Source organism: Aeromonas enteropelogenes, from assembly GCF_000819845.1.
Taxonomy (GTDB): domain Bacteria; phylum Pseudomonadota; class Gammaproteobacteria; order Enterobacterales; family Aeromonadaceae; genus Aeromonas; species Aeromonas enteropelogenes.
Genome location: NZ_CDCG01000013.1, coordinates 167,077 through 179,620, shown reverse-complemented (window position 1 = coordinate 179,620; position 12,544 = coordinate 167,077). Strand labels below are relative to the sequence as shown.

The window sequence follows — 12,544 nt, the reverse complement described above, 5'->3', positions numbered from 1 at the left end:
GATTGGCATTAAAAAAGGACAAGGGCCTGCACAGGGTGCCGACACTCTATGGTGACGGTCACCAAGGCCCTGAATAAACAGGATACGCAGCATGAGTTCAACACCCATTATCGTCGTCAGGAGCCTGGGCAAATCGGTTCGCCTCGGCCAGGAAAGCCTCACCATCCTTGAAGGGATCGATCTGCAAGTCAATAGCGGCGAGACGGTGGCCCTGGTGGGGGCGTCCGGATCGGGTAAATCCACCCTGCTGGGGCTGCTGGCAGGCCTCGATCTGCCGAGCCAGGGGGAGATAGAGATCCTCGGCAAATCCCTCGGCGAGCTGGATGAGGAGGGGCGGGCGCGGCTGCGGGCCGAGCAGATCGGTTTCGTATTCCAATCCTTCCTGCTGCTGCCCACCATGACAGCCCTTGAAAACGTGATGCTGCCGGCCGAGCTGCGCGGCGAGCGGGAGTGCGAGCAGAGGGCCCGCGAGCTGCTGGCGGCGGTGGGCTTGAGTGAACGGCTGCACCATCTGCCGCCCCGCCTCTCCGGTGGCGAGCAGCAGAGGGTCGCCATCGCACGAGCCTTTATGACCCGGCCCAGCCTGCTGCTGGCCGACGAGCCGACCGGCAACCTCGACAGCAAGACGGGCGAGAAAGTGATAGAGCTGTTGTTCGAGCTCAACCGCAAGCACGGCACGACCCTGGTGGTGGTGACCCACGACCACGAGCTGGCCCGGCGCTGCCAGCGCCAGATAGTGATGGCGGCCGGACGGCTGGATGGGGCAGCCGAAGGAGTGGAGGCATGAGACGATCCGGGACGGCATGCCTGCCTGTTTGGCCAGTAAATGGAGGTCAGGGGGAATGATGCAGTGGCGACTGGGATGGCGACTGCTTCGCCGGGAGGGATTCAACGGCGAGTTGCGCTGGTTTGTGCTGGCGCTGGCCCTAAGCGTGGCTTGCGTGCTGAGCGTGGCGCTGGTGGCCGATCGGCTTGATGCCGGCCTCAAGGCATCGGGCCGCGACTTTATCGGGGCGGATCGGGTGCTGCGCACCGCCACGGCCATGCCGGATGGCTGGTTGCAGCAGGCCAAAAATGACGGATTGGCGGTGCAGACTACGGTCAGCTTCAACAGCATGCTGTTTCATGGTGAGGCGCTGCAGCTGGCCTCCATTCGGGCGGTGCCGGACGGTTTTCCCTTCTACGGCAAGCTGGAGTTGACCCCGCAGCGTTCTCCCGCGCCCGGGGAGATCTGGCTGTCGGCCCGGGTGATGCAGCTGCTGGCGGCCAAGCCGGGGGACGAACTGGAGGTCGGCAATACGGTGCTGAAAGTGGCCGGGCTGCTTGGCGAGGAGCCGGATCAGGGCTTCAGCCCCTTCCTGCTGGCGCCCAGGGCTCTCATTCACAGTGCCGATATCGAGGCGACCGGCGCCCTGTTGCCCGGCTCGCGCCAGCAGTGGCGCTATCTGTTCCAGGGCTCGCGGGAGTCACTGGCCCGCTACGAGCTCTGGCTGGAACCAAAGCTGCAGCCGGGCCAGAAGTGGATCAAGCCGGATGACGGCGAGTCCCGGGTGGGGCGCTCGCTCGCCAATGCGGAGCGTTTCTTCCGTCTAGCCTCCTTAAGCGGCGTACTGCTGGGGGCGCTGGCCATGGGGATCGCAGTGCGCCACTTTGCCGAGCGCCAGACCAATATGGTGGCGCTGCTCAAGACCCTGGGGGCTTCCCGTGCCAGCCTGTGGCAACTGATGAGCGTGCTGCTGCTCTCCCTGACCCTGATTGGCGCCCTGCTTGGCCTGCTGGCGGGCACTGTGATGCAGTGGGTCACTCTGCAACTATTGGGAGCGTTGCTGCCCCCGGATCTGCCGCCTCCCTCCTGGCGTCCTTTCGCCCTCGGGGTGGCGGTTGCCTTCTTCATCACCCTGTTGCTCGCCTTCGTGCCCTTCCTGCGCCTGCTCAAGGTGCCGCCCCTGCGAGTGTTGCGCCGCGAGCTGGAGGCGAGCGTGCCCCCCTGGCTGGCGTTGCCGGTCGGGTTGCTCGGCCTGTTTGCCCTGGTGTGGGGCTTTACCGCCGACATGCGTCTGGCGTTCGGGCTGGTCGGGGGCATGGGCCTGCTGATGGGGTTGCTGGCGCTGCTGGCCGCCGGCTTGCTGCGGCTGGGGGCCAGGGTCAATGGCCCTCACGCCCTGCGTCTGGCACTGGCCCATCTCTCCCGCGAGCGCAGCAGCGGCCTGTTCCAGCTGGCGGGCTTTGCCTTGGCACTCATGCTGTTTGGCCTCTTGTGGGCGGCGCGCGTCGATCTGCTGGACGAATTCTCGGCCCGTCTGCCCGCCGATGCCCCCAACCGGTTTCTGGTCAATGTGGCGGAACATGAGCGCGAGGGGATCCTGGCCGATCTGGCGGCGGCGGGCGCGGTCACTTCGGACTTCTACCCCATGGTGCGCGGTCGCCTGACCCACATCGCCGGCGAGGCGGTGGGTGAGGGGGCCGCCAGCGGCCGCGAGGGGGTCGATCGGGAGCTCAATTTCACCACTACCAGCACCCTGCCGGTCGACAACCAGCTGGTGGCGGGGCGCTGGTTTGACGGGCCCGGGGAAGTGTCGGTGGACAGCGAGCTGGCCGGCAGGCTCGGCATCAAGCTGGGGGACATGCTCGGTTTCACTATTGACGGGCGCAGCTTCGGGGCTCGAGTGACCAGCCTTCGCAGCATCAAGTGGGACAACATGCGCCCCAACTTCTACATGATTTTCTCGGAGGATCTGCTCTCCTCCTTCTCCCGTACCTGGCTCGGCAGCTACCGCTTGCCCGCCGCCGGGCGCGCCGCCGAGGTGGAGATCATCCGCCGCCATCCCACGGTCAGCCTCATTGACGTAGATGACTTGATCGCCCGCCTGAGCCAAGTTTCCGCACAGGTGAGCCGGGCGCTGGCCCTGATGCTGGGGTTGGTGACGGTGGCGGCGCTGCTGGTGCTGCTGACCCAGACCCAGGCCAGCATGGCCCACCGGCGCCGCGAGCTGCTGCTGATGCGCACCCTGGGGGCCGGCAGCGCACTGCTCAAGAGGATGCTGCGTTGGGAGCTGGTGGCGAGCGGTGCACTGGCGGGGCTGTGCGCCGCCATGGTGGTGGAGCTCTGCTCATTCGGTCTGCAGTGGTGGTGGTTCGAGGGGCAGTGGCAGTTCCATTGGGCCATCTGGCTGACCTTGCCGGCCCTGGGGGCCGTGCTGGTGACGCTGGCCGGGCAGGGGATGCGTCGCCAACTGCTGGCGGGCACCCTGAGCGATCGCTTGCGCGGCTTGGGGCAGGGCTTGCTGTAAGCGGCGGCAGGCAAAATTGCAGTCAATAAAAACAACCCGGCCAATTGGCCGGGTTGTTTTTATTGGGATCGGGCGTGCTAGCGGGGAGATCTCAGCAGATTGGTGAGGGCCTGGGGGAGTTCAGGGTAAGTGAAGTGAAAACCGGCCTGCTGCAGGCGGGCGGGTAGCACGTGTTGTCCGGTCAGCAGCAGATCCGATGCCTCTCCCATCATCAGGCGCAGCAAGGCTGCGGGCACGAAAAAGAGATGGGGGCGGTGAAGGGTGTGCGCCAGAGTCTGGCTGAACTCCCTGTTGCTGACCGGATGGGGGGCGGTACCGTTGAAGATGCCGTCACACTCGCCGTGCTCCAGCAAAAACAGGATGGCACGCACCAGATCCTGCACATGGATCCAGCTCATCACCTGGTTGCCGGCGCCCATGGGACCGCCGAGACCAAACCGGTAGGGGGGCAGCATTTTGGGCAGGGCGCCGCCATCGGTGCCAAGCACCAGCCCGATCCGCACGATGCAGACCCGGGTCAGGCGGCTGCGGGCCTCCTGAGCCAGGGTTTCCCACTGCTGGCAGAGCTGGTGGGTGAACTCGTCGTGGGGCGTCTGACACTGCTCATCCAGCGGCGCATCGTCTTGCCTGCCATACCAGCCGATGGCGGAGGCGTTGATCAGCACCTTGGGGGGCGTGGTCGAGAGCTTGATGAGATCCACCAGCTGTTCGGTCAGCAGCCAGCGGCTGTCGCAGAGCAGCTGCTTGCGCTGCTCGCTCCAGCGTCCGGCGGCGATGGGCTCCCCCGCCAGGTTGATGACCGCATCCACGTCATTGAGATCGTCGAGCCTGTCCAGGCTGTCGAGCACCTTGATGTCGTGACCCAGCAGGGTATAAGCGCGACTGCCCTGGCGGCTCAATACTACCACCTCGTGGTTTACCTTGAGATGGGCCACCAGTCGACGGCCGATAAAGCCGGTGCCCCCCGTGATCAGAATCTTCATCGCTGTGCTCCCTAATTCGTTGTTTTCACTCTAATCAGCTCTTGGGCATTGAACAAGTGGCCGCTGGGTCATCATTGTCTGCCGGCTCTGTTACCGCCGCTGGATGCGGGCGAAAAAAAACCAGCGGATCACTCGCTGGTTTCAGGAACGTGCTCGCCGTCATGGCGGCTCTATCAGAGCATGCGGGTGAGAGCGCGGCAGAGGCGCTTGACCCCCTCTTCGATGGTTGCCTCATCCACGCAGGAGAAGCTCAGGCGCAGGGTGTTCTGGATCTCGGGGCGCACGTAGAAGGGGGCCCCGGGTACGAAGGCAACTTTCTCCTTGATCGCCTCGTCAAACAGCGCCATGGCACTGACGCTCGGCGGCAGGGTCAGCCAGAGGAACATGCCCCCTTCCGGTCGGGTGTAGCTGACGCCGGGCGGGCAGTGACGGGCCAGGGCAGCCTCCATGGCGGCGCGCTGGCGGCCATAGACCTCCTTGATCTTTTCCAGATGGGCATCCAGCGAGTTGTCGCAGAGGAAGCGGTGTAGCACCTGCTGGCTGAAGGCATTGCTGTGCAGATCGGTGGCCTGCTTGGCGATGGTGACCTTCTTGCGCAGCCAGTCCGGCACCAGCATCCAGCCGAGGCGGAAGGCCGGGACGACGGTCTTGGAGAAGGAGCCGAGCAGCACGGTATTGTTCGGCGCCAGCTTGGCGATAGGGGGCAGGTGCTCGCCCTCGAAACGCAGCTCGCCGTAGGGGTCGTCTTCCACCATCAGCAGCTCGTGGCGCACCAGCCGCTCGGCCAGCGCCTCGCGGTTGGCGCGGTTGTAGGAGACGCCGCTCGGGTTCTGGAAATTAGGCACGCCGTAGAGCAGCTTGGCGTTGGAACCCTGCTCCAGCAGCGCATCCAGCGCCGCCAGATCCAGCCCCTCCTCGCCGAGGGTGATGGGCTTGAAGGTGGGCTGATAGACGGAAAACGCCTGGATGGCGCCAAGATAGCCAGGCTCCTCGATGATGAGGTCTTGTCCTTCGTCGATCAGTACCTTGCCCAGCAGATCCAGCGCCTGCTGGGAGCCGCTGGTGATGAGGATGTTGTCCGGGTTGACCTGCATGCCGTGGCGGCTCAGATAGCGGTCGGCAATGTATTGGCGCAGCGGAGCGAAGCCCTCGGTGGCGGCATACTGCAGGGCGGCGGCACCCTGCTCGCGCAGCACGTCCTGGCAGGCCTGGTCGATGGCCTTGACTGGGAACAGGTGCGGGTTGGGCAGACCGCCGGCGAAGGAGATGATCTCCGGATTGGCGGCAACTTTAAGGATTTCGCGGATAAAGGAAGGCTCGACTTTTTCGAAACGCTGGGCAAAAAACGGCTGCATAGGACTCTCTCTGGCATGATGAGCGGTCACTCCATTCGACCGCCAAGTTATCCGGTTGTATCAGATTTAAAAAATGAGGCAATGGCTGTAACAATATTCGCCAAAAAAGAGCCGGTTTGGCGCCGTGGCGGCGGCCACTGCCCATGACTGCGAGATCCGCGGGCGTGGATGGAAGATTTGTTGTGCGAAACACTTGCGCCCAGTGGCTATCTTGGGATAATTCGCTCCCCTGTTTTCGCCAGGCGATGAAATAACGAGCGTCGAGCCGTCCTTGCGCTGAGCGGATCCAAGACGTATTACCCGGATTGATGAAATAACGAGACAATTATGCCTGTGACCCAAGATGTATTTAACGAAGACGGCAAGTTCATGCGCAAAATCCGCAGCTTTGTCCGTCGCGAAGGCCGCCTGACCAAAGGGCAGGAGAAGGCCCTGGAAGAACTCTGGCCGGTCATGGGCATCGATTTCGCGCCAGAGCCGCTCGATCTGGTCGCCCTGTTTGGCCGCGAAGCGCCGGTAGTGCTGGAGATCGGTTTCGGCATGGGCGCCTCCCTGGTCGAGATGGCCAAGAACGCCCCCGAGAAAAACTTCATCGGCATCGAGGTGCACACCCCGGGTGTGGGGGCTTGCCTGGGTACCGCCCAGGAAGCGGGCGTCACCAATCTCAAGGTCATTTGCCACGACGCGGTCGAGGTGCTGGAGCACATGATCCCGAACGGCTCTCTCGCCTGCCTGCAGCTCTTCTTCCCTGACCCCTGGCACAAGAGTCGCCACCACAAGCGCCGCATCGTGCAGCCGGCGTTCGCCCAGGCCATTCGTCAGAAGCTGGCCATCGGTGGTGTCTTCCACATGGCCACCGACTGGGAAAATTATGCCGAGCACATGCTGGAGGTGATGAGCGCTGCCGAGGGGTACGAAAACACCTCTGCCACCGGCAACTGGGTGCCGCGTCCCGACTGGCGTCCGCTGACCAAATTCGAACAACGGGGCCATCGTCTTGGTCACGGGGTTTGGGATCTGATTTTCAAACGTGTCAACTAACTAAGGAGCTATCATGGCCAATCGTAGCCGCCGCCTGCGTAAGAAACTGCGCGTCGATGAATTCCAGGAAATGGGGTTCGACATCGGTTTCAACTTCCCGGTCGGCACTGCCGAAGAGACCATCGATGCGGTAGTCGATGCGATGATCGATGAAGTGATTGAACCCCGCAAACTGGCCTTCGCCGGTTCCGGCCACCTGGCCTGGGAAGGGATGATCTGCACCCAGCAGCTCGGCAAGTGCACCGAAGAAGATCGCGCCGCCGTCAAAGCCTGGCTGGAAGCCAAGGGGATGGAAGCTGTGGTGGTCAGCGAGCTGTTTGACCTCTGGTACGGTGAACCGGCCTAATCATCTCTTGCCCATGGTGGGCAGATAGACAAATCCCGCCGCTGGCGGGATTTTTGTCAGTGGACCCGGGTTCTTCGCAGCCGTTTTAGTCATGGAATCGCTTATGGTGTTGTCATCCGAATTACTGGCCAGCATTCTGGAAGAGGTGCGCCCGCTGCTGGGGCAAGGCAAGGTGGCCGACTACATTCCCGCCCTGGCCCAGGTGCCCGCCGATCGGCTCGGTATGGCGGTCTGTACCGTGGAGGGAGAGCTGTTCACCGCAGGTGATGCCTTCGAGCCCTTCTCCATCCAGAGTATCTCCAAGGCCCTGAGCCTTACGCTGGCCCTCACCCTCTATCAGGAGGAGGAGATCTGGGCCCGGGTGGGCAAGGAGCCGTCCGGTCAGCCATTCAACTCCCTGGTCCAGCTGGAATTCGAACAGGGCATTCCCCGCAACCCCTTCATCAATGCCGGAGCCCTGGTAGTGAGCGATCTGCTGGAGACCCGCCTGACCGCCCCGCGCCAGCGTACTCTGGAGCTGGCCCGCCGTCTTTCCGGCAACCCGGCCATCATGGCGGATCAGATAGTGGCTCGCTCCGAATACCAGCACTCCGCCCGCAACGCCGCCATCGCCTACCTGATGAAGGCTTATGGCAACTTCGAAAATGAAGTGGACAAGGTGCTGCAAAGCTACTTCAATGCCTGCGCGATCCGTATGAGTTGCGTCGATCTGGCGCGGGCCTTCATCTATCTGGCCAACCGGGGTGTGCCGCTCGGTGAGACGACGCCGCTGCTGCCGGCCCGTACCACCAAGCAGGTCAATGCCCTGCTTGCCACCTGCGGCCTCTATGACGAGGCCGGTGATTTTGCCTATCGGGTGGGGATGCCGGGCAAATCCGGGGTCGGCGGCGGCATCATCGCCCTCATCCCGGGTGAGTTGTGCGTCTGTGTCTGGTCGCCCGAGCTCAACAAGGCCGGCAATTCGCTGGCGGGCACGGCGGCGCTGGAGTTGCTGGCCGAGCGCTTGGGCCGCTCCATTTTTTAACCTTGTTCAATGAATCGAGAGATCATCATGAAACGATATCTTCGCTCTCTGCAGGCCGCACTGGCGACCTTGCTGCTCTGGTGTGCCTGGCCCGTCCTTGCTGCCGAATTGCCGTCGCTCATCCTGACCGATGCCAAAGCCAAGCAGGCGGTCATCCTGGATACCCGTGCCAGCTACTTCTATCAGGGGTGGCCAATGGAGGGCGAGCAGCAGGGTGGCCATGTGGCCGGGGCCGAACTCCTCTCCGCTGACTGGAAATACAGTGATGAAGAGTGGCCCAAGGCGCTTGCCGCCAAGGGACTGAAAGCCGATCGCCCGGTCGTTCTCTACGGTGCGCCGCGCGAGGTGGCCGAGGTGGCCCGCCTGTTGCGCCAGCAGGGCATCAAGCAGCTGTTCGAGCTGCAGGATTGGCAGAGTGTCCCGCGCGAGCATCTGGTTCGCTGGCAGCAGCTGGTCTATCCGCAGTGGCTGGCCGATCTGCAGGCCGGCAAGCCGGTAGTTGCCGCGCCGAAAGGGGAGTGGAAGTTGTTCGAGGTGGATTGGGGGGCACCCAAGGCCTACCTTATCAGCCACATTCCGGGGGCGGGGTATATCGACACCAACCGCCTGGAGGAGGAGCCGCTGTGGAACAAGGTCTCTGACGAGGCGCTCAAGAAGCTGCTGCTGGAAAATGGTATCCGTCACGATACCACCATCATCCTCTATGGTCGCAACACCATGGCGGCGGCCCGGGCGGCCCACCTGATGATGTATGCCGGAGTGGAAGATGTGCGGCTGCTGGACGGCGGCCTGGAGGCCTGGTTTGGCCAGCATCTGCGCACCGAAACCGGCCTGCCCAACACCTTTGCACCGGTCAAAGAGTTCGGGGCCACCATTCCTGTGCATCCCGAGTACCTCACCACTCTGGCCCAGGCCAAGGAGCTGCTCAAACAGCCCGATGGCGCTCTGGTCAGTGTTCGTACCTGGGACGAGTTTGTCGGCAACTCCTCGGGTTACAGCTACATCAAGCCGAAAGGGGACATCCCGGGGGCCAAGTGGGGGCGTGGTGGCGTGGATGCCAACAGCATGAGCGGCTTCCACAACCCGGACGGCACCATGAAACCGGCCGGCGAGATCCTCGCCATGTGGGATGAGTGGAACATAGAGCCGACCCAGCAGGCCGCCTTCTATTGCGGTACCGGCTGGCGCGCTTCCGAGGCCTTCTTCTACGCCTGGCTGATGGACTGGAAACGGATCAGCGTCTATGACGGTGGCTGGTACGAGTGGAGCATGGATCCCATGAATCCCACGGTGACCGGTGAGCGTCAGCCCGCCAAGTAATTGATAATCGTGAAAAGGCCGGACATCTGTCCGGCTTTTTTTATCCCGGTTCGTGTCAGTGGCCACGGAACACTACACTTTTTGCGAAGAGATATCAGATCGACGTGAGGAGTGACTGATGAAACGGATATGGATAAGTCTGCTGGTGGCAGGGATGTTGGGGCAGGGGGCCATGGCCGCAGAGCGGGCCCGCTATCTGGTGCAGATCAAACCGGGTGCCAGCGACTCCGTGCTGGTCCAGAGTCGGGGGATGGGGGGCGAGCTGGCACTGGCGCTGACGGAGCAAAATGCCCTTGCACTCTGGTTGCCGTCGACGGCAGTCACAGCCTTGGCGCGTAATCCCAACGTGCTCTGGGTTGAACCGGATGCCAAACGTTATGCCAGTGCCGAAACGCTGCCTTACGGCATTCCCATGGTGCAGGCGCCGCAGCTGAGCGATGCGGCGGCCGGGGAGGTGCTGGTATGCATCATCGACTCGGGTTACAGCGGCAATCATCCCGACTTGCCGCATGGGGCTCAGGTACAGGGCAGTGACAATGCCGGTACCGGCAGCTGGAGCAGCGACGAAAATGGCCACGGCACCCATGTGGCGGGCACCATAGCCGCAGTGGGTGGCAACGACATGGGCGTGGTCGGGGGGCTGCCGAACCAGAGCGTGCCGCTGCACATCATCAAGGTGTTTGGCGCCAATGGCTGGGCCTATACCTCCAACCTGGTGGGGGCGCTTAACGCCTGCCAGCAGGCAATGTCCAGCCGTGGTTTTACCCGCATGGTCATCAATATGAGTCTGGGGGGGAGTGTCCCCAGCAAGACCGAAGAGAGAGCCTTCAACCAGGCCTACAGCCAGAATGTGCTGAGCGTGGCGGCGGCAGGCAATGCCGGCAATACCAGCAAGTCCTATCCTGCCTCCTACAGCAGTGTGGTGAGCGTGGCAGCCATCGATGCCAACAAGCAGCTTGCCTATTTCTCCCAACGCAACGATCAGGTGGAGCTGGCGGCCCCCGGTGTCTCGGTGATGTCGACCGTGCCGGGCGGTTACGCCTACTACAGTGGCACTTCGATGGCGACCCCCCACGTGGTCGGGGTGGCCGCCCTGGCCTGGTCGCAGCGGCTGGAGTGCAGCAACGATCAATTGCGCCAGACCTTGCGCCTCAGCTCTCAGGATCTGGGTACGGCCGGACGGGACAACAGCTATGGCTACGGCCTGGTGCAGGCCAGGGCGGCTGCGGATCGGCTGGCGCTCGGGTGTGACGGCAGCACTAGCAGCACGGGCGGTGGCAAGCAAGGTGGACGCAAGTAGCTGATAGTTGGCTAAAATCCCTCAGGCTTGGCGATTCTGGACTAGGCTTCAAACACCGCCCTCGGTGTTGAGGGAGAACACAGGGAGATGAGACTGGTGATGAAACAACTGATGATTATCCTGGTATGTGCATTCGGGTTGGTGGCGTGCAGTTCCCAATACATCATGAGTACCAAAGACGGGAAAATGATCACCACCGACAGCAAGCCCAGGCTGGACGAGAGCACCGGCATGTATCGTTATTACGATGAAGAAGGGCGTGAGGTGATGATCAAGAAGGATGACGTCACCCAGATCATGGAGCGCTGATTGCCATCAGTGGTCACAGGGGCTGCCCATGGGCGGCCCCTGTCATTTTCGGGCCTCTCCCCCGAAATGATTAATTCGCTCACACTTTGTTATTAGTGGATGATTTTTCAGCAATATTTATTAATCAGGTACAGCTGCCGTTATGGTTGCGCCGCTATCATGACGCTCCGTTTTATTGGAGGTGTTATGTCCCTGATGTCTGTCCTTAAATCACGTTTTTCCGTCCGAGCCCTGCTGGGGGGCGCCTTGCTGGCCGTTGCATCGAGCAGCTACGCAGGTGATGACCAATTTACCCTGGGACGGACTATACTGCTGGGGGCCGGGGATCATGGCGCAACCATCCCTTTGGTGATCTGCCGTCAGACCAAATATATCAAGGTGAAGGCCGAGCGGGATTTGACCCTGGAGCGTGTGGTGGTGACCTATGGTGGTGATCGCACCAAAACCATCTATTTTGATCGGGAAATGCGTGGCGAGAAAGAAACGGAGTGGCGCTCGCTGGGTTCACGTCGCTGCGTGAAGAAAATTGAAGTCTATGGTAATTCAGAGCGTAGCAAGGCTGGCGTTAAAGTATTTGGTCGCAAGTAAACGAATACTGCCTGGATATTAATTTTCTTGTTCCGTGAATATGGCGAGCCGGGTGGCTCGCCATTTTTTTATTATTTTTTCGGACGGAAGGGTTTGATGACGGTTTCATCGCATTCGAGATAAGGTCCTTCCATCAGATCGATACAGTAGGGGATGGCGGGGAAGACGGCGTCCAGGCACTCACGGATGGACTTTGGCTTGCCCGGCAAGTTGACGATCAGGGTGTCATCCCGCAAGCCGGCGGTCTGGCGGGAGAGAATGGCGGTTGGCACAAACTTGAGAGATTCGGCCCGCATCAGCTCGCCAAAGCCGGGCATCATGCGATCGCATACCGCTTCGGTGGCTTCCGGGGTGACATCTCGCTTGGCCGGGCCGGTACCGCCGGTGGTGACCACAAGGCAGCACTCCTCTTCATCCGCCAGGCGGATCAGGGTTGCCTCGATCTGATCCTGCTCATCCGGGATCACCTGGTAAACAGGCTCCCACTCCGAAGTCAGGTAGGCGTTTAGGGTGTCGATGATGGCCTTGCCGGAGAGGTCTTCATAGATGCCGGCACTGGCACGATCGCTGACAGTAACGATACCGATTTTTGCCTTGCTCATGGTCTGCTCTTGGTTGCGCTGAATAAGTGGAAAATAAAATAGCATAATCAGCAAGATAAGTTAAACGATGGTAGCTTGGGCAGCGATGCTTGATTGAAATATAAGTGTCGAATGAAGCAAAAATAATGAGTCTGGTTCGTTTGGTCGCAATAAAAGAGGAGCGGGATAATACAAAATTGTATAAGTGGAACCGAGTTCAGGATTGAATTAATAATTTATTGAAATGTATCGATAATTACAGGCTTTGCTGTCAGTTTGAGTCTTATTGTTTCTGGCAAGGCGCACTTTTGGGAGTGAACCCGGGATTGTTCAGGCGTATATAAAAACGAGAGAGGCCGATGATGAGCCGTCGTCTTTTCTCAGTCCATATTGCGGTGCATGATGGA

The 12,544-nt window shown here is 61.4% G+C and carries 12 protein-coding genes; 9 read left to right on the top strand and 3 right to left on the bottom strand.

Annotated features, from left to right (window positions below):
* The first annotated feature begins 91 nt into the window (after positions 1-91).
* Positions 92-787, top strand: coding sequence for an ABC transporter ATP-binding protein (locus tag BN1123_RS05485; RefSeq protein ID WP_042025769.1), 696 nt, complete (start codon positions 92-94; stop codon positions 785-787).
* Between the two features lie 55 nt (positions 788-842).
* Positions 843-3,290 (top strand): ABC transporter permease, encoded by a 2,448-nt coding sequence (locus BN1123_RS05480; protein WP_042025768.1) that lies wholly within the window; start codon positions 843-845, stop codon positions 3,288-3,290.
* 77 nt (positions 3,291-3,367) lie between these two features.
* On the opposite strand, the gene BN1123_RS05475 is transcribed toward BN1123_RS05480, so the two are convergent.
* Together BN1123_RS05475 and BN1123_RS05470 are read right to left on the bottom strand one after the other, a co-directional pair.
* Positions 3,368-4,273: a TIGR01777 family oxidoreductase gene (locus BN1123_RS05475; RefSeq protein WP_042025767.1), complete on the bottom strand. Its 906-nt coding sequence runs from the start codon at positions 4,271-4,273 to the stop codon at positions 3,368-3,370.
* A 173-nt stretch (positions 4,274-4,446) separates the two neighbouring features.
* Positions 4,447-5,628, bottom strand: coding sequence for an aminotransferase-like domain-containing protein (locus BN1123_RS05470; RefSeq protein WP_042025766.1), 1,182 nt, complete (start codon positions 5,626-5,628; stop codon positions 4,447-4,449).
* Positions 5,629-5,955: 327 nt separating this feature from the next.
* On the opposite strand from BN1123_RS05470, the gene trmB reads away from it, so the two are divergent.
* The 7 genes from trmB (at position 5,956) to BN1123_RS05435 (ending at position 11,556) form a co-directional block, all read left to right on the top strand.
* Complete coding sequence (trmB, locus tag BN1123_RS05465; protein ID WP_042025765.1) at positions 5,956-6,669, top strand: tRNA (guanosine(46)-N7)-methyltransferase TrmB; 714 nt, start codon at positions 5,956-5,958, stop codon at positions 6,667-6,669.
* A gap of 13 nt (positions 6,670-6,682) precedes the next feature.
* Positions 6,683-7,015, top strand: coding sequence for a YggL family protein (locus BN1123_RS05460; RefSeq protein ID WP_042025764.1), 333 nt, complete (start codon positions 6,683-6,685; stop codon positions 7,013-7,015).
* Positions 7,016-7,118: 103 nt separating this feature from the next.
* The gene (gene glsB / locus BN1123_RS05455) at positions 7,119-8,039 is read left to right on the top strand and encodes a glutaminase B (RefSeq protein WP_042025762.1); all 921 of its coding nucleotides are present in this window, start codon (positions 7,119-7,121) and stop codon (positions 8,037-8,039) included.
* Between the two features lie 27 nt (positions 8,040-8,066).
* Entirely contained in the window at positions 8,067-9,359 is a 1,293-nt protein-coding gene (locus tag BN1123_RS05450) for a rhodanese-like domain-containing protein (RefSeq protein ID WP_042025761.1), read from the top strand.
* Positions 9,360-9,477: 118 nt separating this feature from the next.
* Complete coding sequence (locus tag BN1123_RS05445; protein ID WP_042025760.1) at positions 9,478-10,659, top strand: S8 family peptidase; 1,182 nt, start codon at positions 9,478-9,480, stop codon at positions 10,657-10,659.
* Between the two features lie 99 nt (positions 10,660-10,758).
* Positions 10,759-10,968, top strand: a complete 210-nt coding sequence (locus BN1123_RS05440; protein WP_026456840.1) for a YgdI/YgdR family lipoprotein — start codon at positions 10,759-10,761, stop codon at positions 10,966-10,968.
* A gap of 186 nt (positions 10,969-11,154) precedes the next feature.
* The gene (locus BN1123_RS05435) at positions 11,155-11,556 is read left to right on the top strand and encodes a DUF2541 family protein (protein WP_042025759.1); all 402 of its coding nucleotides are present in this window, start codon (positions 11,155-11,157) and stop codon (positions 11,554-11,556) included.
* A 71-nt stretch (positions 11,557-11,627) separates the two neighbouring features.
* On the opposite strand, the gene mog is transcribed toward BN1123_RS05435, so the two are convergent.
* Positions 11,628-12,158: a molybdopterin adenylyltransferase gene (mog, locus tag BN1123_RS05430; protein ID WP_042025758.1), complete on the bottom strand. Its 531-nt coding sequence runs from the start codon at positions 12,156-12,158 to the stop codon at positions 11,628-11,630.
* Positions 12,159-12,544 lie beyond the last annotated feature (386 nt).